Consider the following 23,311-nt stretch of genomic DNA (forward strand, 5'->3'; position numbering starts at 1 on the left):
CTCAAATGCCCTGACGGGCACAAGCCCTCTGAGTGCTGGCGGACCGACGTATCGCCCGGCTAGTTCTCGGTCAGGCCCAATCGCGCCACCAACCATCGCCGCAAATCCGGGCCATAGTCGTCACGATCCAATGCAAAGTCAACCGCAGCCTTGAGGTAGCCGCCGGGATTTCCCAAGTCGTGTCGAGATCCGCGATGCACGACGACATGCACCGGGTGGCCCTCTTTGATCAGCAGCGCAATGCCGTCGGTGAGCTGCATTTCGCCGCCGGCCCCGCGTTCGATGCGGCGCAGCGCGTCGAAGATGGCGCGATCGAGCACGTAGCGGCCCGCGGCGGCGTACATCGACGGGGCATCCTCGGCCCTGGGCTTTTCCACCATCCCCTTGACCCGCAGCACGTCGGGGTTGTCATCGCCGGGGACCGGTTCGACGTCGAAAACGCCGTACGCGCTGATCTCCTCGGGGGACACCTCGATCGCGCACAACACCGTGCCGCCGTGATCGGCCCGCACCCTGGCCATCGTCTCCAAGACGCCCGTCGGCAACACCAGGTCGTCGGGCAGCAGCACCATGACGGCGTCCTCGTCGGCCGCGAGGGTGGGCTCCACGCAGCTGATGGCGTGCCCCAGTCCGAGCGGTTCGGCCTGCACGACGGACTCGACCTTGATCAGCTGCGGCGCCCGGCGCACCTTGTCGAGCATCGCCTTCTTGCCCCGCGCCTCGAGCGTGCCCTCCAGCACCAGGTCCTCGACGAAGTGCGCGACGACCCCGTCCTTGCCCTCGGAGGTGACGATCACCAGGCGTTCCGCGCCGGCGGCGGCCGCCTCCTCGGCGACCAGCTCGATCCCGGGGGTGTCGACGACCGGCAGCAGCTCCTTGGGCACGGTCTTGGTCGCGGGCAGGAACCGGGTACCCAGGCCGGCGGCGGGAACGATCGCCGTAAAGGGGATCGGAATTTCTGCGCGTGACATTGTTAAAACGATAACCCCCGCTGGGCGCTCCCACGCCGTCTGGCGACGCCGAAACCCGGCCTGTCATCGTTAGGGGCGTGCAAACCGCGAGCAAGGCCGCGTTGCGCCGGCAGCTCTTGGCCGCGCGGCGCGGTGTGGGCGACGACGTTCACGGCGCCGAGGCGCGCCTGCTCGGCGAGCGGCTGGAGGCCGGCCTCACCAGCGGGATCACCGTTTGCGCGTACGTTCCGGTGGGCGCCGAGCCGGGTTCTCCCGAGCTGCTGGACATGCTGCTGCGCCGGTGCGGACGGGTGCTGCTGCCGGTCGCGCGGACCACCGCCGACGAGACGCCGCTGCCGCTGCGCTGGGGCGAGTACCGGCCGGGCACCCTCGTTCCCGGGCCGTGGGGGTTGTTCGAGCCGCCCGAGCCGCTGCTGCCGGCGACGGCCCTGGCCCAGGCCGGAGTGGTGCTGGTGCCGGCCCTGGCGGTTGACCGCCGGGGGGTGCGGCTGGGCCGTGGGCGGGGGTTTTACGACCGCTCGCTGGGCGGGCGCGACCCGGCGGCGCGGCTCATCGCGATGGTCCGCGACGCGGAGTTCCTCGACGAGCTGCCCGCCGAGCCGCACGATGTCCCGATGACGCACGCGCTGACGCCCCACCGGGGCCTGATCGCGCTGCCGACGCGGGAATGATCGCGATCACGTGGCGGTTCTAGCACTTGACACGGTAGAGTGCTAATGCAGCCCGAGACGATTTCGGAGGTTTTTGTGCCGACTTACAGCTACGCGTGCACCGAGTGCGGCGACCGCTTCGACGCTGTGCAGGCCTTCACCGACGACGCGCTGACGACCTGCGCGAAGTGCTCGGGCCGGCTGCGCAAGTTGTTCAACTCCGTCGGAGTGGTGTTCAAGGGCAGCGGCTTCTACCGCACCGACAGCCGCGCCGACGGGGCGAAGTCGAAGAGCTCGACCAACGGATCGTCGGGTGACGCGGGCTCCAGCGAGAAGAGCGCGTCCACCGATAAGAGCGGGTCAAGCGACAAGAGCGGCTCGGCCGAGAAGACGACCAGCAGCAGCGCCACCCCGGCCACCGCCGCCTCCAGCTGAGCGGTTATCCACAAGCAATCTTCTGACCGGCATCGCCGGCCGCCCGGCGCGCCTACCGTTGCGCCGTGGGCGAATCATCGCTGAACCCCAGCCTGTTCAGGCGGATCTCGACGTCGCTTCGCCCCGACTGGTCTCGCACCGTGTTGGCCCGCCGGATGGCCGCGGGCGGGCTGGTGGCGCTGGCGGGCGTTGCGGCCCTGCGGTCCGACCCGCACGGTGACGACGCCGAAGTGGTGGTGGCGGCGCGCGACCTGCAGCCGGGCGCGGCACTGACCGCCGATGATGTCCGGCTCGAAAAGCGTTCGGTCGCAAGCCTTCCCGACGGTTCTCAGGCCGACGTCGGCGCGGTCGTCGGTTCGACGCTGGCCGGCCCCACCCGGCGCGGCGAGGTGCTCACCGACGTCCGGTTACTGGGCAGCCGGCTGGCCGAGGCGGCGATCGGGCCGAAGGCCGGGCCCGGCGCCCGCATCGTGCCGTTGCACCTGGCGGACGGCGGGCTGATCGACCTCGTTCGGGTGGGCGACGTGGTGGACGTGCTCGCCGGCCCGGGCAACGACGCACCGGCGACCGGCGGCCCGGCCGTGACCAAAGTGGTAGCAACCGACGCCGTCGTCGTGCTTGTTTCCGCCAAACAGAAGGTCCAGGCTGCCGATAGCGACCGCGTAGTGTTGGTTGCGCTGCCGGCTCGCGTGGCGAACACGGTGGCGGGCTCGACGCTGGGTCAGACGGTGACGCTGACCCTGCACTGAGGGCCTGGCCGCTGTTGGGCACGTGATCGATAGCAAACGTTGTCAGTCCAGAAAGGACCTCGGCATGCTCAAAGGGTTCAAGGAGTTTCTCGCAAGGGGCAATATCGTCGACCTGGCCGTCGCGGTGGTCATCGGTACTGCCTTCACCGCATTGGTCACCAAGTTCACCGAAGCCATCATCACGCCGCTCCTCAACCGGGTCGGCGCGAACAAGCAGACCAATGTCGGCGCCTTGAAGATTTCTATCGGCGGCGGCCAGTTCATCGACTTCAACATCTTGCTGTCGGCGGCGATCAACTTCTTCTTGATCGCGCTGGTGGTCTATTTCTTCGTCGTGCTGCCGTACAACACCCTGCGTAAGCGCGGCGAGGTCGAGCAGGCCGACGACGCCCAGGTTGTCCTGCTCACCGAGATCCGTGACCTGCTGGCCCAAAACACCGACGGGGACTCGTCCGGCCGGCACGGTGGCGCGGCGGCCACCACGCCCCCGCCGGCCCACGGGCCCCGCGCGGACGCCGAAGCGCAGTGAGGCGCGCCTAGATCTCCAGGCTCGACAGCTGGCCGATGATCTGAGCGGCAAGGGGATTCAGCGTCGCCATCCCGTCGCGCACCGCGTAGCGGGAGCCGGCGAGGTTGACCACCAGCGTGCTGCCCGACACCCCGGCCAGACCGCGGGACAACCCGGCATCGATGATGCCCGCGGACAGCCCCGACGCGCGGATGGCCTCGGCGATGCCCAGGATCTCCCGGTCCAGGATCTCGCGGGTGGCCTCCGGCGTGACGTCGCGTGGCGTGACGCCGGTTCCGCCGACCGATACCACCAGGTCCACCCCGCCGATCACCGCGGTGTTCAGCGCGTTGCGGATCTCGACCTCGTCGTCGGCGACCGCCACCACGCCGTCGACCACGAACCCGGCCTCGGTCAGCAGCTCGGTGACCAGCGGTCCGCTGTGGTCCTCGTCCCCGTGCGCCGTGCGATCGTCGACCACCACGACCAGGGCCCGGCCGACCACCAACTCCGCACCCGTTTCCATGGGTGCCACCGTATATCCGAGGTCGGACAATCCCGCCGACGAGGGCTCATCGACTCGCATCACTGATCCGCCTTGCCGAGGGTGACCTGCACGGTGCGGCTCCCGCCGCCGGCGTCCTGGAAGGTCAGCGACACCTTGTCGCCGGGGGCTTTCGACCGCACGGCGGCGACCAGCGCGTCGGCGCTGTTGATCGGGCGGTCGTCGACCTTGGTGACGACCACGCCCTTGGGCACGCCGGCGCTCGCCGCGGCTCCGTTGGGCACGACGTCGACGACCTTGGCGCCCGGGGTGCCCTTGTCGCTGGTCACCTGCACGCCGAGCGAGGCGTGCGTGGCCTTGCCGGTCGCGATCAGCTCGTCGGCGATGCGCTTGGCCTGGTCGACCGGAATCGCGAAGCCGAGGCCGATCGAGCCGCTCTGCGCGTCGGGCGAGTCGGCGCCCAGGGTGGCGATCGCGGAGTTGACGCCCACCAGCTGGCCGCTCATGTTGACCAGAGCCCCGCCGGAGTTACCCGGGTTGATCGCGGCGTCGGTCTGGATCGCGTCCAGCACGGTGTTCTGGTTCCCCGACTCGCCGGTGGTGGACACCGGCCGGTTCATCGCGCTGATGATTCCGGTGGTCACCGTCCCCGACAGGCCCAGCGGCGACCCGATCGCCACCACCGGCTGGCCGACCCGCAGGTCCGACGAGGAGCCCAGCGTGATGGGGGTCAGCCCGGACACGCCCTGCACGCGGATCACGGCGATGTCGCTGGTGGGGTCGGCACCGACGACCGTGAACGGCGCGGTGCGGCCGTCGGAGAAGGTCACCGTCGTTTTCGGCGGCGCGCCACCGGGGGGAGCGCCGGGCCCACCGGGCCCGCCGGGCTTGGCCGCGGCCGCGACGACGTGGTTGTTGGTCAGGATCAGCCCGTCGGCCGACAGGATGATGCCGGAACCCTCTTCGGACTGGCGGCCCAGGTCGGTTTCCAGCATGACGACGCTGGGCACCACCTTGGCTGCCACCTGTTCGACGCTGCCCGGCGGCATGTTCGCCGCCGGGACGCTGGGAGCGGCGCCCGGGATGATCCCGTGGCCGTTGCCGCTCGCGGAGTGCGTGCCCAGCTCGACGGCCGTTGCCGCGGCGCCGCCGATCCCGGCCGACACGACCGCGATCGCCAGCGCGCCGGCGGCCAACAGGCCTGCGCGGGAGCGCTTCTGGGGCACGGGACCCGGGGGCATCGGCGGCAGCAGGTGGATCGGCCCCGTCCCGGTTCCGCCGGGCATGGGACCCACCCCCGTGCCGCCGGGCATCGGACCCGTCCCCGCGCCGCCAGGCATCCGGCCCGGCCCGGCGCCACTGAAAGGCTCGTAGGGCTCGTAGGGCCGCCGGTACGGGCTCGTCGGCGTGGGCTGCGACGGCTGGGCCGGCTGCTGATAACGCCAGTCGAACTGCTGGTTGTACGGCTGTTGGCGCCCCTGCGCATAGGCTGGGGGCACAGGCTGATCAGGCCCGGTACGGTATCCCGGCTGCTGCGGCGGTGGCGAATACCTCGGGTCATTCGTCATGTCGCTACGTCGCTCTTCCTATATTCCGGCGTTTTGGGCTCGACTTGGCTCGAGTCCAACACTAGCTGCAGACCTACCTTGCCCGCGCGGACTGAGATTCCACTGAGATAACGTTCGCCGAATCCCGAGAGTTCTGCCCGCTGTTCGCCACGGGCATAACGGGGCCGGTTTCGCTGTCGGCGCGCAGGACCTCGGTGTCGTCCGCGGCCGGCGGGGCCGGCATCGGACGGCCGGGCAGCAGCACGTAGATGGAGGTACCGGGCGGCTGACCTCCGGGCACGGTGTCCTCCACCCGAAGCAGCCCACCGTGGTTGAGCACCACCTTCTTCACGATCGCCAGCCCGAGCCCCGAGCCCGGCATCGCCCTCGCCGTCGTCGACCGGTAGAAGCGCTCGAACACCAGGCGGCGCTCGTGCGCTGGGATGCCGGGGCCGTGGTCGGCAACCACCAACTCGGCGTGCGTCGGGTCGAGTTGTCGCATCGTGATGCCGACATGGGCACCCGGCGGGCTCCACTTGGCCGCGTTGTCCATCAGGTTCAGCACCGCGCGGGAGAGGCCCGCGGCGTCACCGTAGACCTGCCATCCGATCGCGTCGACATCGAAGTGAATGTCGTTGCGCCGCCGCCTCACTCGCTCCAGGCTGCGATCGATCACCTCGGACATGTCGACGGTCTCGTGCACGACCTGTCCGGCGTCGTCGCGGGTCAGGTCCACCAAATCGCCTACCAGAGTGGATAATTCCTCGATCTGCGCCAGCACGTCGGCGCGCAGGCCGACCATCTCCTGTTCGGGCAGCCGCGGCGCCCCGGGCTCCATGGCGGCCATCAGGAGTTCGACGTTGGTGCGCAGCGAGGTCAGCGGGGTGCGCAGTTCGTGTCCGGCGTCGGTGACCAGCCGGGCCTGCCGCTCCCGCGACTCGGCCAACGCCCGCAGCATCAGGTTGAAAGCCTCGGTGAGCCTGGCCAATTCGTCGCTTCCGAACACCGGGATGGGCCGCAGGTCGTCGGTGCGCGCCACGCGCTCGGCGGCTTCGGTGAGGCGGGCCACCGGACGCAGCCCGGCCCGGGTGACCATCCCGCCGGCCACCGCGGCGACCGCGACTCCGATGCCGCCGACGATGAGCAGCACCCAGCGCAGCTGGGTCATGACCGCCTCGGTCGGCTTCAGGCTCTTCGAGATCAGCAACGAGCTGCCGTTGGGCAGGTGGATGGCCAGTATTCGTTGATCGGAGGCGGTGCGCCGCGACATGAACAAATCGCCGCTGATGACGGCCTTTTCGGTGGTTCCGACCGGCAGCGTCTGGCCCGGCTGGTTGGCGCTGTAGACGGCGTGGCCCGGGTTCACCAGCATGGCGTTGACGTCCGAATAGGCGGTGCCCTCGATGGCCTTGCCGGGGTCGGCGGCCAGCGAGCCGCTGGCGATCAACAGCTGCGCCCGGCTCTGCAACTGGTTGTCGATGTCGCTGTAGAGCGCAGCCGAGATCACCGCGTAGACGGCGAAGGACATCAGCACGACGACCATCGCCACCATCGACATCGCCAGCAGCATCACCCGCCACCGAAGGGACAGCGAACTGGTGGCTCGCAGCGGCGCGCGCCGGTGCCTTTCCGACCGGATCATCGTCGGGCAGGGCTCATCACGGCGGCGTCTCCCGGAGGACGTAACCCACCCCGCGCACCGTGTGGATCAGCCGGGGCTCGCCCTCGGCCTCGGTCTTGCGGCGCAGGTAGCCGACGTAGACCTCCAGCGCGTTGCCCGAGGTGGGAAAGTCGAATCCCCACACCTCCTCGAGGATGCGGCTGCGGGTCAGCACCCGGCGGGGATTGGCGATCAGCATTTCCAGCAGCGCAAACTCGGTGCGGGTCAAGCTGATCCGACGGTGTCCGCGGGTGACTTCGCGCGTCACCGGGTCCAAACTGAGGTCGGAGAACGTCATCGCCACCGACTCGACGTCGTCGTCGGGCTTCGTGCGCCGCAGCAGCGCCCGCATGCGGGCCAGCAGCTCTTCGAGGGCGAACGGCTTCGGCAGATAGTCGTCGGCTCCCGCGTCCAGGCCGGCGACGCGCTCGGACACCGAATCGCGGGCGGTGAGCACCAGGATCGGCAGGTCGTCGCCCGTGCTGCGCAGCTGACGGCAGACCTCGAGGCCGTCCAGGCGCGGCATCATCACGTCCAGGACGAGCGCGTCGGGCCGGTCGCTGGCGATCATGTCCAGGGCCTCGAGGCCGTCATGGGCCAGCTCGACCGAGTACCCGTTGAACGAAAGCGAGCGGCGCAGTGACTCGCGCACCGCGCGATCGTCGTCGACGACAAGTATGCGCACGGCCATTAGTTTCGTCCCAGCGCCTGAGAGCCGCCTGAGAGGCGCGCCGCGTATTTGCCGAGATTAACGCTTGTCGAGATCGATCAGGCCCAGGCGCGCGGCCTTGAGCAGCCGGCGGGGCACCTTGTGCTTCTGGCCGGCCACCGTCACGCCGACGAGCTCGGTCTTCGTGGCCTTCCACTGCGCGCGGCGGCTTCGGGTGTTCGCGCGCGACATCCTGCGCTTGGGTACGGCCATGGTCGGGCCTGACTCCTCGTGTCGGGGGCATGTCGCGGGCGTGGCCGGTGCGGCCGAACGTGCGACGATTGCCCATCAGGATAGTCGGTGGCCTGCTGGTCGCCAAAACGACGGCGCACTGGCCGACTCGACGTCCTTGACGCGATACCGGCGCGACCCGCTAACCTACCGGTTGGTTGGTTGGTTTGCGCTCAACGGTGGATCGCGGATGGGAGGACTGCATGGCCTCTTCCTCGGGTCGCGACGCCGTCCGGATCGCGAACTGCTCCGGGTTCTACGGCGACCGGCTCTCGGCGATGCGCGAGATGCTGACCGGCGGGGACGTCGACTACCTCACCGGGGACTACCTGGCCGAACTGACCATGCTGATCCTGGGCCGCGACCGGATGAAGCACCCCGAGCGCGGCTACGCCAAGACCTTCCTGACCCAGCTCGAGGACTGCCTGGGCGAGGCGCACGATCGCGGGGTGCGCATCGTCGCCAACGCCGGCGGCCTCAACCCGGCCGGTCTGGCCGACGCGATCCGCGCCCTGGCCGAGCGCCTGGGTGTGCCCGCCCGCGTCGCGCACGTCGAAGGCGACGACCTGCAGCCGCGCGCCGCCGAACTCGGGCTGGGCGCCCCGCTGACCGCGAACGCCTACCTGGGCGCCTGGGGCATCGTCGACTGCCTCGGCGACGGGGCCGACGTCGTCGTGACCGGCCGGGTCACCGACGCCTCGGTGATCGTCGGCGCGGCGGCGGCGCACTTCGGCTGGGGCCGCACCGACTACGACGCGCTCGCGGGCGCGGTGGTGGCGGGCCACGTCATCGAGTGCGGCGTGCAGGCCACCGGCGGCAACTACTCGTTCTTCACGGAGCTTCCGGATCTGACCCACGCCGGTTTCCCGCTGGCCGAGGTCCACGCCGACGGCTCGTCGGTGATCACCAAACATCCCGGCACGGGCGGCCTGGTCAGCGTCGACACCGTCACCGCGCAATTGCTCTACGAGATCACCGGCGCCCGCTACGCCAACCCCGACGTCACCGCCCGGATGGACACCATCGCGCTGTCCCCCGACGGCCCCGACCGCGTGCGCATCGCCGGGGTGCGCGGGGAACCGCCCCCGCCCACGTACAAGGTGTCGCTGAACAGCATCGGCGGGTTCCGCAACGCCATGACGTTCGTGCTGACCGGCCTGGACATCGAGGCCAAGGCCGAGCTGGTGCGCCGCCAGCTGGAGGCGGCGTTGACGGTGAAGCCCGCCGAGCTGCAGTGGACGCTGGCCCGCACCGACCACACCGACGCCGACACCGAGGAGGCCGCCAGCGCGTTGCTGCACTGCGTCGTCCGCGACCCCGACCCTGCAAACGTGGGCCGCCAGTTCTCCTCCGCCGCAGTCGAATTGGCGCTGGCCAGCTACCCCGGCTTTCACGTGACCGCCCCGCCCGGTGACGGCCAGGTGTACGGCGTGTTCACCGCGGGCTACGTCGACGCCACGAGCGTGCCGCACGTCGCCGTGCACGCCGACGGGACGGGGACGTACATCCCTTGCGCCACCGAGACTTTGGAACTGGCGCCGGCCGATCCCCCGCCGTTGCCCGAGCCGTTGCCGCCCGGCCCGACGCGGCGCGTGCCGCTGGGCCGCGTCGCCGGGGCCCGCAGCGGCGACAAGGGCGGGTCGGCCAACGTCGGGGTCTGGGTGCGCAGCGACGAGCAATGGCGCTGGCTGGCCAACACGCTGACCGTCGAGCTGTTCACCGAACTGCTGCCCGAGGCCGCCGACTTCGAGGTCACCCGCCACGTGCTGCCCAATCTGCGCGCGGTGAACTTCGTCGTCGACGGCATCCTCGGTCAGGGCGTCGCCTATCAGGCGCGGTTCGATCCCCAGGCCAAGGGGCTGGGCGAATGGCTGCGCGGCCGCTACGTCGACATCCCGGAGAGCATCTTGTGAGTATCTGGACCACCCCGGAGCGCGAACAGTTGCGAAAGACGGTGCGCTCCTTCACCGAACGCGAGATCCTGCCCCACGCCGACGAATGGGAGCGCACCGGCGAGTTGCCGCGCGACCTGCACCGGCGCGCCGGCGCGGCCGGCCTGCTGGGCGCGAGCTTCCCCGAATCGGTCGGCGGCGGTGGCGGGGACGGCGCCGACGCGGTGGTCATCTGCGAGGAGGTGCACCAGGCCGGCGCCCCGGGGGGCGTCTTCGCGTCGCTGTTCACCTCCGGCATCGCGGTGCCGCACATGATCGCGTCGGGTGACCGGCGGCAGATCGACGAGTTCGTGCGACCGACGCTGGCCGGCGAGAAGATCGGTTCGCTGGCGATCACCGAGCCCGGCGGCGGTTCGGACGTCGGGCACCTGCGGACCAGCGCCGTCCGGGACGGCGATCACTACGTCGTCAACGGCGCGAAGACCTACATCACCTCCGGGGTGCGCGCCGACTATGTCGTCACCGCGGCGCGCACGGGGGGCCCCGGCGCAGCGGGGGTTTCGCTGCTGGTGGTGGAGAAGGGCACGCCCGGTTTCGAGGTGACCCGCAAGCTGGACAAGATGGGCTGGCGGTCGTCCGACACCGCGGAGTTGTCCTACATCGACGTGCGGGTGCCGGTGGCCAACCTCGTCGGCGCCGAGAACAGTGGATTCGCCCAGATCGCTCAGGCCTTCGTCGCCGAGCGGATCGGCCTTGCCGCGCAGGCGTATTCGAGCGCACAGCGATGCCTGGACCTGACGGTGCAGTGGTGCCGCGACCGCGAGACGTTCGGCCGGCCGCTGATCTCGCGGCAGTCGGTGCAGAACACGCTGGCCGAGATGGCCCGCCGCATCGACGTCGCCCGGGTCTACTCCCGCCATGTGGTCGAGCGGCAGCTGGCCGGCGAGACCAATCTGATCGCGCAGGTGTGCTTCGCCAAGAACACCGCCGTCGAGTCCGGCGAGTGGGTGGCCAACCAGGCCGTGCAGCTGTTCGGCGGCATGGGCTACATGGCCGAGTCCGAAGTCGAACGCCAGTACAGGGACATGCGGATCCTGGGCATCGGCGGCGGCACCACCGAGATCCTGACCGCACTGGCCGCCAAAACGTTGGGATTCCAGTCATGACGACACTGCGATCCACCCTCGACCCGAACTCCGCCGCGTACACCGACGCGGCGTCGACGGCGGCGGAGCGGCTCGCCGAGATCGAAACCGAACTCGCCAAGGCGCTCGCCGGCGGCGGACCCAAGTACGTCGAGCGCCACCACGCCCGCGGCAAGTTGACCGCCCGGGAACGCATCGAACTGCTCGTCGACCCGGATTCGCCGTTCCTGGAGCTCAGCCCGCTCGCGGCCTACGGCAGCGCGTTCACCGTCGGCGCCAGCACGGTCACCGGGATCGGCGTGGTGTCGGGTGTGGAATGTTTGATCGTCGCCAACGACCCGACGGTCAAGGGCGGCACCAGCAACCCGTGGACCCTGAAAAAGATCCTGCGGGCCAACCAGATCGCCTTCGAAAATCGGCTGCCCGTCATCTCGCTGGTGGAGTCCGGCGGGGCGGACCTGCCCACCCAGAAGGAGATCTTCATCCCCGGCGGGCAGATGTTCCGCGACCTGACCCGCCTGTCTGCGGCCGGAATCCCCACCATCGCACTGGTTTTCGGCAACTCCACCGCCGGTGGCGCCTACATTCCCGGCATGTCGGATCACGTCGTGATGATCAAGGAACGCTCGAAGGTGTTCCTTGCCGGTCCCCCGCTGGTCAAGATGGCCACCGGCGAAGAGTCCGACGACGAATCGCTCGGCGGCGCCGAAATGCACGCGCGCACTTCGGGATTGGCCGACTACTTCGCCGTCGACGAGCTCGACGCCCTCCGCATCGGGCGCCGCATCGTGGCCCGGCTGAACTGGGTCAAGCAGGGACCGGCTCCGGGGCCCGTGGCCGAGCCGCTGTTCGACGCCGAGGAGCTGATCGGCATCGTGCCGGCCGACCTGCGCATCCCGTTCGACCCCCGCGAGGTGATCGCCCGCATCGTGGACGGCTCCGAATTCGACGAGTTCAAAGCCATGTACGGCTCGTCGCTGGTCACCGGCTGGGCCCGGTTGCACGGCTACCCGCTGGGCATCCTGGCCAACGCGCGCGGCGTCCTGTTCAGCGAGGAGTCGCAGAAGGCCACCCAGTTCATCCAGCTGGCCAACCGCTCCAACACGCCACTGCTGTTCCTGCACAACACCACCGGCTACATGGTCGGCAAGGACTACGAAGAGGGCGGCATGATCAAGCACGGGTCGATGATGATCAACGCCGTGTCCAACTCGACCGTCCCGCACATCTCCCTGTTGATCGGCGCCTCCTACGGCGCCGGCCACTACGGCATGTGCGGGCGGGCCTACGATCCGAGGTTCCTGTTCGCGTGGCCCAGCGCCAAATCCGCCGTCATGGGCGGCGCCCAGCTCGCGGGCGTGTTGTCGATCGTGGCCCGCGCGGCGGCCGAAGCCCGCGGTCAGCAGGTCGACGAGGACGCCGACGCCGCTATGCGCGCGGCCGTCGAGGGACAGATCGAAGCCGAGTCGCTGCCGCTGGTGCTGTCCGGAATGCTTTATGACGACGGGGTGATCGACCCGCGCGACACCCGCACGGTGTTGGGAATGTGTCTGTCCGCCATCGCCACTGGCCCGATCGAGGGGACGTCGAACTTCGGCGTCTTCCGGATGTGAGCCCCATGGTTACTCGAGTGCTGGTCGCCAACCGCGGCGAAATCGCCCGGCGGGTGTTCGCCACCTGCCGGCGGCTGGGCCTGGGCACCGTCGCCGTCTACACCGACCCCGACGCCGGCGCGCCGCACGTGGCCGAGGCCGACGCGCGGGTGCGGCTCGCCCAGACGAGCGACTACCTCAACGCCGAGGCGATCATCGCCGCCGCACGCGCCGCTGGCGCGGACGCGGTGCATCCGGGCTACGGGTTTCTCTCCGAGAACGCCGATTTCGCGACCGCGGTGCAGTCGGCCGGGCTGACCTGGATCGGTCCGCCGGTGGACGCGGTGCGGGCGATGGGCTCCAAGATCGAGTCCAAGAAGCTGATGGCCGCCGCCGGGGTTCCGGTGCTCGACGAACTCGACCCGGACGCGGTCACCGCGGCGCAGCTGCCGGTGCTGGTCAAGGCCTCCGCCGGCGGTGGCGGCCGCGGCATGCGGGTGGTCCGCGAATTGTCTTCTCTCAAAGGCGAAGTCGAGGCGGCCAGGCGCGAGGCGCAGTCGGCATTCGGTGACCCGACGGTCTTCTGCGAACGCTACCTGCCGACGGGACACCACGTGGAAGTGCAGGTGCTGGCCGACGCGCACGGCACCGTGTGGGCCGTCGGGGAGCGGGAATGCTCGATTCAGCGCCGCCACCAAAAGATCATCGAGGAGGCCCCCTCGCCGCTGGTCGAGCGCATCCCGGGCATGCGGGCCAAGCTGTTCGACGCGGCCCGGCTGGCCGCCGGCGCCATCGGCTACACGGGCGCAGGCACGGTGGAGTTCCTCGCCGACCCAAATTCTCAAGACGGCGAGTTCTACTTCCTCGAGATGAACACCCGGCTGCAGGTCGAGCACCCGGTGACCGAGGAGACCACCGGGCTCGACCTCGTCGAACTGCAACTCGCCGTCGCCGACGGCGGGAGGCTCGAAGCCGAACCTCCCGCCGCCCAGGGATATTCGATCGAGGCCCGGCTCTACGCCGAGGACCCGGCGCGCGGCTGGCAGCCGCAGGCCGGCGTGCTGCACACGATCGACGTGCCCGCGGCCCGGGCCCAGTTCGGCACGCTCGGGCACCGGGCGGGCATCCGGCTCGATTCCGGCGTCATCGACGGCTGCACCGTATCGATCCACTACGACCCGATGCTGGCCAAGGTCATCTCCTACGCCCCGACGCGCCGGCAATCCGCGCTGTTGCTCGCCGACGCGCTGGCCCGCGCCCGGCTGCACGGCGTGCGCACCAACCGCGAGCTGCTGGTGAACGTGCTGCGGCACCCGGCATTTCTCGACGGCGCCACCGACACCGCATTTTTCGACACGCACGGCCTGGCCGAGCTGGCCGCGCCGCTGGCCGAGCGCCGGGCGATCCGGTTGTCGGCCGTCGCCGCCGCGCTGGCCGACGCCGCCCACAACCGCGCCGCGGCCTCCGTACTCGGCCCGGTCCCCAGCGGGTGGCGCAACCTGGCGTCGGGGTATCAGCGCAAGACCTACCGCGACGACACCGACACCGAGCACATCGTCGAATACCGTTTCACCAGAGCCGGATTGACGCTGCCGAACGACGCGGCGGTGCGCCTGGCTTCCGCCGCGGTGGATCGCGTCGTCCTCGCCGACGACGGGGTGGAGCACACCTTCGCGGTCACTCGATGCGGTGACGACGTCTACATCGACTCGGCCCGCGGACCCGTTCACCTGGTCGCGCTGCCCCGGTTCCCGGAGCCGGGCTCGACCCTCGAAAAGGGTTCCCTGGTCGCGCCCATGCCCGGCAACGTCATCCGCCTCGGCGCCGCGGTCGGTGACGCCGTCACCGCGGGGCAGCCACTGATCTGGCTGGAGGCGATGAAGATGGAACACACCATCACCGCACCCTCCGACGGCGTGCTCGCCGAGCTCAACGTCGCCACCGGTCAGCAAGTCGAAGTGGGCGCCGTCCTCGGAGTGATCGCAAGCGCGGCGCAGCCGGGCGAAGCGGGTCACGACCATCCGAACATGGCACGCGTGGAGGCGCCCGAAGCAGAAGGAGATTCACAGTGACCGACAGCAGCTTCATCGAGAACGAGGAGCGCAGGGCGCTGCGCAAGGCGGTGTCCGAGTGGGCGGCCAACTACGGCAGCGAGTACTACCTCGAGAAGGCCCGCGCGCACGAACACACCACCGAATTGTGGTCGGAGGCGGGCAAGCTCGGCTTCCTCGGGGTGAACCTGCCCGAGGAATACGGCGGCGGCGGCGCCGGCATGTACGAGCTGTCGCTGGTGATGGAGGAAATGGCGGCCGCGGGCAGCGCGCTGCTGCTCATGGTGGTGTCCCCCGCCATCAACGGCACCATCATCAGCAAGTTCGGCACCGAGGAACAGAAGAAGCGGTGGATTCCCGGCATCGCCGACGGCTCGCTGACGATGGCGTTCGCGATCACCGAGCCGGACGCCGGCTCGAACTCGCACAAGATCACCACCACCGCCCGCCGCGACGGCGGCGACTGGATCCTCAAGGGGCAGAAGGTCTACATCTCCGGCATCGACCAGGCGCAGGCGGCACTGGTGGTGGCGCGCGCCTTCAAAGAGGGAGGGGCCAAGTCCGAATCTCTCCGCCCGGCGCTGTTCGTGGTGCCCACCGACGCGCCGGGCTTCACCTACACCCCGATCGAGATGGAGCTGATCAGCCCCGAGCGGCAGTTCCAGGTCTTCCTGGACGACGTTCGGCTGCCCGGCGATGCGCTGGTGGGGGCCCAAGACGCCGCCATCGCACAGCTTTTCGCGGGCCTGAATCCCGAGCGCATCATGGGAGCGGCCAGCTCGGTGGGCATGGGCCGCTTCGCGCTGCGCAAGGCCGTCGACTACGTCAAGACCCGCCAGGTGTGGTCCACCCCCATCGGTGCGCATCAGGGCCTGTCACATCCGTTGGCGCAGTGCCACATTGAGGTCGAACTCGCCAAGCTGATGATGCAGAAGGCCGCCGCGCTCTACGACAGCGGTGACGACGCCGGCGCGGCCGAGGCCGCCAACATGGCCAAGTACGCCGCCGCCGAGGCGGCCACCCGCTCGGTCGACCAGGCCGTGCAGTCGATGGGCGGCAACGGGCTGACCAAGGAGTACGGCGTGGCCGCCATGCTCGCCTCGGCCCGGCTCGGGCGGATCGCCCCGATCAGTCGGGAGATGGTGCTCAACTTCGTGGCGCAGACATCGCTGGGCCTGCCCCGGTCGTACTGATGGACACGCTCGTCGAATACGCCGGCCCGGCCGAGACCGGCGGCCCGGCCGCGCGGCTGACGCTCAATTCGCCGCACAACCGCAACGCGCTTTCCACTGCGCTCGTCGAGCAGCTGCACGGGGGCTTGCGCAGTGCCGCCTCGGACCCGAGAGTGCGCGCGGTGGTGCTCGGGCACACCGGCAACACCTTCTGCGCCGGGGCGGACCTTTCTGAAGCGGGCGCCGGCGACGCACACGACATGGCGGTGGCCCGCGCCCGGGAGATGACCGCGCTGTTGCGCGCGATCGTCTCCTCGCCGCTGCCGGTGATCGCCGCGGTCGACGGGCACGTCCGGGCCGGCGGGTTCGGGTTGGTCGGCGCGTGCGACATCGCGGTCGCCGGCCCGGGCAGCACCTTCGCGCTCACCGAGGCCCGGATCGGCGTCGCGCCGTCGATCATCTCGCTGACGCTGCTGCCGAAGATGTCGGCGCGGGCCGCGGCGCGCTACTACCTCACCGGCGAGACCTTCGGCGCGGCGACGGCCGCGGAGATCGGGCTCGTCACGATGGCGGCCGACGACGTCGACGCCGCGGTGCAGAAGTTGGTGGCCGACGTGAGCCGCGGTTCGCCGCAGGGGCTCGCGGCGTCGAAGGCGCTGACCACCGCCGCCGTGCTGGAGGGGTTCGACCGCGACGCCGAACGGCTCACCGAGCAGTCGGCGCGGCTGTTCGTGTCGGACGAGGCCCGCGAGGGCATGCTGGCGTTCCTGCAGAAACGCCGGCCCGGTTGGGCGGACGTCTGACGGGCCGCGCGAGCGGCGGAGACGCCCCTGAGCGGGGCCCGACCTGGGCAACAACGTTGCAGTTTAGCCAACCCTCTTGCAGCAAAACTTCTACGTCGTACGCTCGTGGATGATGAGCAACTCGGCGCAGCGCGGCACCCGCGACTCCCAGGACACGCGCGACGAATCGTCCCGCGCGGCCGATACGGATCGCATCCAGGTCGCGCAGTTGCTCGCATACGCCGCAGAGCAGGGCCGGCTGCAGCTGAAGGACTACGAGGACCGCCTGACGAAGGCTTACGCCGCCACCACGTACGAAGAGCTCGACCAGCTCAGGGCCGACCTACCCGGTGCCATGCTGAGCCCGCGCAGGGGCGGCAAACCCAATCCCGCCCCGTCGATGTTGCTGTTGGCGTTGATGAGCAATTTCGAGCGCCGCGGCCGGTGGAACGTCCCCAAGAAGCTGACCACCTTCACCTTCTGGGGCACCGGGGTGGTGGACTTGCGCTACGCCGACTTCACCTCCACCGAGGTGGACATCCACGCCATCTCGATCATGGGCGCGCAGAACATCCTGCTGCCACCCGAAGTCAACGTCGAGATCCACGGGCACGGCGTGATGGGTGGCTTCGACCACACCGTGCTCGGCCAGGGGACGCCCGGCGCGCCGAAGGTCAACATTCACGGCTTCTCGCTGTGGGGCGGTGTCGGCATCAAGCGCAAGGCCCGCCGCCCCCGCGGGTAAGCCCGCCCCGGGATTCGTTGCGCCGCAGGGGTTCCTAGCCCGGGATGTAGTCGAACTGGTCGGGGTTGGGGCCGCGCCTGCCCGCCTCGCCCTTGTCCAGCGCCGAGATCGCGTCCATGTCGGACTCCCCCAGCTCGAAGTCGAACAGCTCGAAGTTGGCCTGGATCCGTTCCGGCGTCACCGATTTGGGGAAGACGACGTCGCCGCGCTGGATGTGCCAGCGCAGCACCACCTGCGCCGGTGACTTGCCGCTCGCGTCGGCGATACGGTTGATCACCGGGTCGCCGAGCACCTTGCCCTGGGCGATCGGCGACCACGCCTCGGTGACGATGCCGTGCTCGCGGCCGTACGCGCGGACCTCCTCGTTGCCGAAGTACGGGTGCACCTCGATCTGGTTGACCGACGGGACGGTGGTGGTTTCCGCGGCCAGCCGATCCAGGTGTGCGGTCTGGAAGTTCGACACACCGATGCTGCGGGCGCGACCGCCCTTGGCGAATTCTTCGAGCACCTTCCACGTGGAGACGAAGTCGCCGTCATAGAGCGTCGGCAACGGCCAGTGGATGAGGAACAGGTCGACGTAGTCGGAATTCAGCGCCTCCAGCGTCTTGTCGAACGCGCGGCGCGCATCGTCCGGCTTGTGAAAGCCGTTGTTCAGCTTGCTGGTAACGAACACCTCGGCGCGGTCGAGCCCGGCGTCGCGGATGCCCTCGGCGACCTCCTTCTCGTTGCCGTACATCTGGGCGGTGTCGATGTGCCGGTATCCGATGTCGAGGGCGCGCTTGACGGCCGCCGCGGTCTCGTGGGGCTTGATCTGGAACACGCCGAAACCAAGCTGCGGGATGCTCACTCCATCGTTGAGTTCGATCGTTGGAACCTTGCTCATGCGTCTCCTCCTTCTTCGCCCGACTACCCGGCCGGGGAAGTATCTATTCCACTGAGGGTTTACCGCCGGCTAACGTCGCCGCCGAGACCGCAGATAGTCGCCCACCACCGCGGCGCCCAGGCCGTCGACATCGGGTACCACCACACGCCCCTCGACGCGCCGGGCCACCTGGTCGATGAACCGGGCCAGGCCGGGATCGTTGCCCAGCCGGAAGATCGTCACCTGCGCGCCGAGCCTTGCGATGTCGTCGAATCCGCGAACGGTGTGCGCGATGGTCCGCGGGTGCGGCGGGTAGTCGAAAAACACTGCGGAGCCGTCCCCGTCGAAATCCTCCAGGTGGGCGGTCGGCTCGCCGTCGGTCACCACCAGCACGACGGGCTGCGCGTTGGGATGCCGGCGCAGGTGGCGGCCCGCGAGGGCCAGCGCGTGATGCAGGTTGGTGCCCTGCTCGTAGACACCCTCGAGACCGGTGAGCTCGGCGGCCGTCACCGTCCTCGCGTAGCGGCCAAACGCGATGATCTGCAACGCATCCGAGCGGAACCGCGTGCACACCAGGTGATTGAGGGCCAGCGCCGTCTGCTTCATCGGCAGCCAGCGGTTCTCCATCACCATCGAGAACGAGGTGTCCACCAGCAGCGCCACCGCCGCCTGCGTGCGCGTCTCGGTCTCGGAGATCTCGACGTCGTCGACGCTGATCCGGATCGGGCCCGCCCGGCCGTCGAGCGTCGTCGTCCCGGCCTGCCGCAGCACCGCGTTGGTCAGCGTGCGGGAGATGTTCCACGGCTCGGTGTCACCGAATTGCCAGGGCCGGGTCGCGCCGGTCAACTCGCCGGCCGCACCCGCGCGCCGATGATCGCGCTCGCCGCGGCGCCCGGAAAGCTGTTGCACCACATCGCGTAACGCCGTCTCGCCGAGCCTGCGCATCGCCTTCGGGGAAAGCCGCCACTGGCCGTCGGAACCGCGATCCAGGAAACCCTGATTGACCAGCGCGCGCTCCAGTTCGGCGAGGGTCCGGGCGTCGATGGCCGCCTGGTCGCCGAGTTGGCGGGCCAGCGCGTCGAGGTCGACGTCGTCCATGGTGGCGCCGGGGTAGCTCTGCGACAGCTGCTCGGCCAGTTGCTCGAGCTCGGCGATGTCGGAGATGGCCTGGGTGCCTTCGCCCATGCCGAACGGGTTGTCGCCGGAGAACTGTTCGGACCCCGTCCAGTCCTCGCCCGGCCGCGCGGCCTGCAGGTGGGCGTCGAGCCGCCCCAACGCCTCCATCAATGCCTGCGATCCAAATGCCTGCTGCGCCAATGCATCCAGCTCGGCGCGCTGATCGGGGCTCAGGCTGTTGCGGAAGCGTTGCGCCGCGGCGGCGCGTTTGGCCAGCGAGTCCAGCAGCTCCTCCACATTGCGCGGGTTCTCCGGGAAGAACTCGCCGTGCTTGTCCATGAATTCTTCGAAGTCCTGTTGCGAGTCCTGCCCGCGCGCGTGCTTGTCCAGCAGCTCGTTGAGGTCGTCCAGCATCTCGTTGACCCGCTGGCGATCCGCCTCGGTGGCGCCCTCCAGCGCCTGCTTCATTCCGGCGAAGCGCTGGTCGAGCATCTCGCGGCCGAGCAGATCCTTGATCTGCTCGTACTTTTCGCGCGCCTCGCCGCTGCGCCAGTTGTAATCGGACAGCTCCTGCACGGCCTTGGCCGGCGACGCCGGCAGCGCGTCGAGCTGCAACTCGCCGAAGCGGGCGTCGTCGTCGAGCGCGCGGGCCAGCTCCTTGCGCTCGGCCAGCACGGCCTCGTCGAGCAGCTTCTTGATCTCCTGCAGGGTGCCGTCCAAGTTGTTGCGGCGCAACAAGTCCCGTCGCCGGCGATTCGCCTCGGCGGCCAGCCGGTCGGCCCCGGGCATGTTCTTGGTGCCGCGGCGCAGCAACTCCGACAGCGCGCGCCGCGGCGAGGTGCCGGCCATCACGTCCTGACCGATCTGTTCGAGCGCCTCGCGCAGATCCACCGGGGGGGCCAGCGGATCGGGTCCCCCGGTGTAGGCCGAGTATCGCGAGGAGTGGCCTTTCGAAAAAGGCTTAGCCATAGACGGTTTGGCCCTCCCCGGACACCTTATCGATCCGCTTGGCCAGGTACAACGCCTCGAGCGCCAGTTCCAGCGCCGCGGCGCGCTCGCCCACGGATTGGGCGTTGAGCTTGATCGCGATCCGGTCGACGACCGGCAGCTCCCCCACCGCGGCCAGCACGTCCTTGGCCGACACCCGCTCGCCGGTGGTCACCGCCGACCCTCGTTCGACCGCGGAGACCAGCGAGCCGACGTCGATGCCCCCGAGCACGCGCGATGCCGTGTCGGCCGTCGCGCGCCGCAGCAGGTGCTCGAGCACCGCCTGCTCGCGGCCCTCCTCACCGGACTCGAACTCCAGCTTGCCGCGCAGCACGTCGATCACCGTGCCGAGGTCGACCACCCGGGCCACCGGGTCCGTCTCCCCCAGCACCGCGCCGCGGTGCCGGGCGGCGGCGGCGACGGTCTCGGCGGCCGCGATCGCGAACCGCGCCGACACCCCGGACCGCTGATCGATCGAGTTGGACTCCCGCAGGTAGCGGGCGAACCGCGCGATCACCTGCATGAGGTAGTCGGGCACCTGGGCGCTCAGGTGGGCCTCCTGCACGATCACGCCCACCTCGTCCTCGAGCTCCAGCGGGTAGTGGGTGCGGATCTCGGCGCCGAACCGGTCCTTGAGCGGCGTGATGATGCGGCCGCGGTTGGTGTAGTCCTCGGGGTTGGCGCTGGCCACCACCAACACGTCGAGCGGCAGGCGCAGCGTGTAACCGCGGACCTGGATGTCGCGCTCCTCCATCACGTTCAGCATCGACACCTGGATGCGCTCGGCGAGGTCGGGCAGCTCGTTGACCGCGACGACGCCGCGGTGCGCGCGCGGGATCAGCCCGTAGGCGATGGTCTCCGGGTCGCCGAGGCTGCGGCCTTCGGCGACCTTGATCGGGTCGATGTCACCGACCAGGTCGGCGACGCTGGTGTCGGGCGTGGCCAGCTTCTCGGTGTAGCGCTCGCTGCGGTGCTTCCACGCCACCGGCAGGTCGTCGCCCAGGGTGGCCGCCCGTCGGATCGACTCCGGGGTGATCGGGGTGTACGGGTGCTCACCCAGTTCGGCCCCGTCGATCACGGGGGTCCACTCGTCGAGCAGCCCGGTCAGCGCGCGCAGCAGCCGGGTCTTGCCCTGGCCGCGTTCGCCCAGCAGGACGAAGTCGTGACCGGCGATCAGCGCCCGCTCCAGCTGAGGGAGCACGGTGTCCTCGAAACCCAGGATCCCGGGCCAGACGTTGTCGCCCTCGGCCAGCGCAGTCAGCAGGTTTTCCCGGATTTCCTGTTTCACTCCGCGTTCGCGGTGACCGGTGGCGCGCAGTTCGCCGACGGTGCGGGGGAGATTGCTCGGTGATTGCACCACTCCACGCTACGCGCTGCCCGCACGCCCCACGCGCCGAGCGATCAGTGAGCGAAGTGGCGGGCGCCGGTGAGGTACACGGTTACGCCCGCGTTGGCCGCCGCCGCGGTCACCTCGTCGTCGCGCACCGATCCGCCCGGATGCACCACCGCCTTCACCCCGGCGGCGGTCAACGTCTCGAGCCCGTCGGGGAACGGGAAGAACGCGTCGGAGGCCGCGACGGCTTCGCGGACCCGGTCACCGCCCCTGGCATTGCCTCTTTCGACGGCCAGCCGGGCGGCGTCGACCCGGTTCACCTGACCCATGCCGACGCCGATGGTCGCGCCGTCGGCCGCGATCACGATCGCGTTCGACTTGACCGCGCGGCAGGCGCGCCACGCGAAGACCAGATCGGCCAGGGTGTTCGGGTCGGCGGGCGATCCGGTCGCCAGGGTCCAGTTCGCCGGGTTGTCGCCGTGCGCGTCCAGCTGGTCGCGCTGTTGGACCAGGAGCCCGCCACTGACCGGGCGCAGCTCGGTGCCGCCGGCCAGCGGCTCGGAGGCCACCAGCACGCGGATGTTCTTCTTGCGCGTCAACGCCTCCACGGCGCCCGGCGCGTACGCCGGCGCGACGATCACCTCGGTGAAGATGGTGCTGACGTACTCCGCCATCTCGACGCTGACTTCGGTGTTGGTGGCGATCACCCCGCCGAAGGCGCTCAGCGGGTCGCATTCGTGGGCCTTGCGGTGCGCGTCGGCGACCGAGACCGACGAGATCGCGATACCGCAGGGGTTGGCGTGCTTGATGATCGCCACGCAGATCTCTTCGTGGTCGAAGGCGGCCCGCCAGGCCGCGTCCGCGTCGGTGAAGTTGTTGTAGGACATCTCTTTTCCGTGCAGCTGCTCGGCCTGTGCCAGGCCGGGCCACGCGCCGGGGTCGCTGTAGAGCGCCGCCTGCTGGTGGGGGTTCTCGCCGTAACGCAGCATCGCCGACCGCCGCCAGCTGCCGGCGAACCACTGCGGGAACGCCGTGGGCGGGTGCTCGGGGGCCAGCGTCGACTCCATCCAGCCGGCGACCGCGATGTCGTAGTCCGCGGTGTGCTGAAACGCCAGCGACGCCAGCCGTTTGCGCTCGGCGAGGGTGAACCCGCCGTTGCGCACGGCGGCGAGCACCCCGTCATAGCCGAGCGGGTCGGTGACCACCGCCACGCTCGGGTGGTTTTTCGCGGCGGCCCGGATCATCGACGGTCCGCCGATGTCGATCTGTTCGACGCACTCGTCGATGCCGGCGCCCGAGTCGACCGTCTCGCTGAACGGATACAGGTTGACGACAACCAGTTCGAACGCCGCGATGCCGAGCTCCTGCAGCGCCGCTTCGTGCCCGGGCTTGCGCAGATCGGCCAGCAGCCCGGCATGCACCCGCGGATGCAGCGTCTTGACCCTGCCGTCGAGCACCTCCGGGAAGCCGGTCAGCTCCTCGACGCGGGTGACCGGAATTCCTTTTTCCGCAATGGTTTTCGCCGTCGACCCGGTCGAGACGATCTCCACACCGGCGGCCGTGAGTCCCTGGGCCAGCTCGACCAGCCCGGTCTTGTCGTACACGCTGATCAACGCGCGGCGGATCGGCCGCTTCGTCACCCTCAGCCCGTCGTCGGTGCTCATGCTGT

21 protein-coding genes are annotated in these 23,311 nt (G+C 69.8%); 11 read left to right on the top strand and 10 right to left on the bottom strand.

Features of this window, described 5'->3' with window-relative positions; genetic code table 11:
- Positions 1 to 59: 59 nt before the first annotated feature.
- Positions 60 to 971, bottom strand: coding sequence for a UTP--glucose-1-phosphate uridylyltransferase (locus A5696_RS10920; RefSeq protein WP_067877694.1), 912 nt, complete (start codon positions 969 to 971; stop codon positions 60 to 62).
- A gap of 77 nt (positions 972 to 1,048) precedes the next feature.
- On the opposite strand from A5696_RS10920, the gene A5696_RS10925 reads away from it, so the two are divergent.
- The 4 genes from A5696_RS10925 (at position 1,049) to mscL (ending at position 3,334) form a co-directional block, all read left to right on the top strand.
- Positions 1,049 to 1,642, top strand: coding sequence for a 5-formyltetrahydrofolate cyclo-ligase (locus tag A5696_RS10925; RefSeq protein ID WP_067877697.1), 594 nt, complete (start codon positions 1,049 to 1,051; stop codon positions 1,640 to 1,642).
- A 75-nt stretch (positions 1,643 to 1,717) separates the two neighbouring features.
- Entirely contained in the window at positions 1,718 to 2,056 is a 339-nt protein-coding gene (locus tag A5696_RS10930) for an FmdB family zinc ribbon protein (protein WP_067877898.1), read from the top strand.
- A 65-nt stretch (positions 2,057 to 2,121) separates the two neighbouring features.
- On the top strand, positions 2,122 to 2,805 hold the full coding sequence (locus A5696_RS10935) for an SAF domain-containing protein (protein WP_067877701.1): 684 nt from the start codon (positions 2,122 to 2,124) through the stop codon (positions 2,803 to 2,805).
- 64 nt (positions 2,806 to 2,869) lie between these two features.
- On the top strand, positions 2,870 to 3,334 hold the full coding sequence (gene mscL, locus A5696_RS10940) for a large-conductance mechanosensitive channel protein MscL (protein WP_067877704.1): 465 nt from the start codon (positions 2,870 to 2,872) through the stop codon (positions 3,332 to 3,334).
- A 7-nt stretch (positions 3,335 to 3,341) separates the two neighbouring features.
- On the opposite strand, the gene A5696_RS10945 is transcribed toward mscL, so the two are convergent.
- The 5 genes from A5696_RS10945 to rpmF all read right to left on the bottom strand — a co-directional run bounded on the left by A5696_RS10945 (position 3,342) and on the right by rpmF (position 7,947).
- Positions 3,342 to 3,899, bottom strand: a complete 558-nt coding sequence (locus A5696_RS10945) for a molybdenum cofactor biosynthesis protein B (RefSeq protein WP_067877707.1) — start codon at positions 3,897 to 3,899, stop codon at positions 3,342 to 3,344.
- Entirely contained in the window at positions 3,899 to 5,386 is a 1,488-nt protein-coding gene (locus tag A5696_RS10950) for a S1C family serine protease (protein WP_082956575.1), read from the bottom strand. Before A5696_RS10950 ends, A5696_RS10945 begins: the two co-directional genes overlap by 1 nt.
- Before the next feature lie 73 nt (positions 5,387 to 5,459).
- A complete protein-coding gene (locus A5696_RS10955) occupies positions 5,460 to 7,007 on the bottom strand; it encodes a HAMP domain-containing sensor histidine kinase (protein ID WP_067877710.1) in 1,548 nt (515 codons plus the stop codon).
- Positions 7,008 to 7,023: 16 nt separating this feature from the next.
- Positions 7,024 to 7,710 (bottom strand): two-component system response regulator MprA, encoded by a 687-nt coding sequence (gene mprA / locus A5696_RS10960; protein WP_082956586.1) that lies wholly within the window; start codon positions 7,708 to 7,710, stop codon positions 7,024 to 7,026.
- A 63-nt stretch (positions 7,711 to 7,773) separates the two neighbouring features.
- Positions 7,774 to 7,947, bottom strand: a complete 174-nt coding sequence (gene rpmF / locus A5696_RS10965) for a 50S ribosomal protein L32 (protein WP_066961599.1) — start codon at positions 7,945 to 7,947, stop codon at positions 7,774 to 7,776.
- Positions 7,948 to 8,168: 221 nt separating this feature from the next.
- Between rpmF and A5696_RS10970 the strand changes: the two genes are divergently transcribed.
- The 7 genes from A5696_RS10970 (at position 8,169) to A5696_RS11000 (ending at position 17,344) form a co-directional block, all read left to right on the top strand.
- Positions 8,169 to 9,878 (top strand): acyclic terpene utilization AtuA family protein, encoded by a 1,710-nt coding sequence (locus tag A5696_RS10970; RefSeq protein WP_067877716.1) that lies wholly within the window; start codon positions 8,169 to 8,171, stop codon positions 9,876 to 9,878.
- A complete protein-coding gene (locus tag A5696_RS10975; RefSeq protein ID WP_067877719.1) occupies positions 9,875 to 11,023 on the top strand; it encodes an acyl-CoA dehydrogenase family protein in 1,149 nt (382 codons plus the stop codon). Before A5696_RS10970 ends, A5696_RS10975 begins: the two co-directional genes overlap by 4 nt.
- Complete coding sequence (locus A5696_RS10980; protein ID WP_067877722.1) at positions 11,020 to 12,615, top strand: acyl-CoA carboxylase subunit beta; 1,596 nt, start codon at positions 11,020 to 11,022, stop codon at positions 12,613 to 12,615. The genes A5696_RS10975 and A5696_RS10980 overlap by 4 nt, the downstream gene beginning before the upstream one ends.
- Positions 12,616 to 12,620: 5 nt before the next feature.
- Complete coding sequence (locus A5696_RS10985; RefSeq protein WP_067877725.1) at positions 12,621 to 14,666, top strand: biotin carboxylase N-terminal domain-containing protein; 2,046 nt, start codon at positions 12,621 to 12,623, stop codon at positions 14,664 to 14,666.
- Positions 14,663 to 15,838 (top strand): acyl-CoA dehydrogenase family protein, encoded by a 1,176-nt coding sequence (locus tag A5696_RS10990; RefSeq protein ID WP_067877728.1) that lies wholly within the window; start codon positions 14,663 to 14,665, stop codon positions 15,836 to 15,838. Before A5696_RS10985 ends, A5696_RS10990 begins: the two co-directional genes overlap by 4 nt.
- On the top strand, positions 15,838 to 16,620 hold the full coding sequence (locus A5696_RS10995; protein WP_067877732.1) for an enoyl-CoA hydratase family protein: 783 nt from the start codon (positions 15,838 to 15,840) through the stop codon (positions 16,618 to 16,620). Before A5696_RS10990 ends, A5696_RS10995 begins: the two co-directional genes overlap by 1 nt.
- Before the next feature lie 112 nt (positions 16,621 to 16,732).
- Positions 16,733 to 17,344, top strand: coding sequence for a DUF1707 domain-containing protein (locus A5696_RS11000; protein ID WP_082956585.1), 612 nt, complete (start codon positions 16,733 to 16,735; stop codon positions 17,342 to 17,344).
- A 34-nt stretch (positions 17,345 to 17,378) separates the two neighbouring features.
- Here A5696_RS11000 and A5696_RS11005 read toward each other — a convergent pair whose 3' ends face one another.
- From A5696_RS11005 to purH, 4 genes are all read right to left on the bottom strand, one after another.
- Positions 17,379 to 18,227, bottom strand: a complete 849-nt coding sequence (locus A5696_RS11005; protein WP_067877737.1) for an aldo/keto reductase — start codon at positions 18,225 to 18,227, stop codon at positions 17,379 to 17,381.
- 69 nt (positions 18,228 to 18,296) lie between these two features.
- Positions 18,297 to 20,291 carry a VWA domain-containing protein gene (locus A5696_RS11010; protein WP_067877740.1) on the bottom strand — a complete coding sequence of 665 codons (1,995 nt, stop codon included), beginning with the start codon at positions 20,289 to 20,291 and terminating at the stop codon, positions 18,297 to 18,299.
- Positions 20,284 to 21,669, bottom strand: a complete 1,386-nt coding sequence (locus A5696_RS11015) for a sigma 54-interacting transcriptional regulator (protein WP_067877743.1) — start codon at positions 21,667 to 21,669, stop codon at positions 20,284 to 20,286. Before A5696_RS11015 ends, A5696_RS11010 begins: the two co-directional genes overlap by 8 nt.
- Before the next feature lie 41 nt (positions 21,670 to 21,710).
- Positions 21,711 to 23,306, bottom strand: a complete 1,596-nt coding sequence (gene purH, locus A5696_RS11020) for a bifunctional phosphoribosylaminoimidazolecarboxamide formyltransferase/IMP cyclohydrolase (protein WP_067877747.1) — start codon at positions 23,304 to 23,306, stop codon at positions 21,711 to 21,713.
- Positions 23,307 to 23,311: the final 5 nt, after the last annotated feature.

Source organism: Mycobacterium sp. E2699 (assembly GCF_001666745.1).
Taxonomy (GTDB): Bacteria; Actinomycetota; Actinomycetes; order Mycobacteriales; family Mycobacteriaceae; genus Mycobacterium.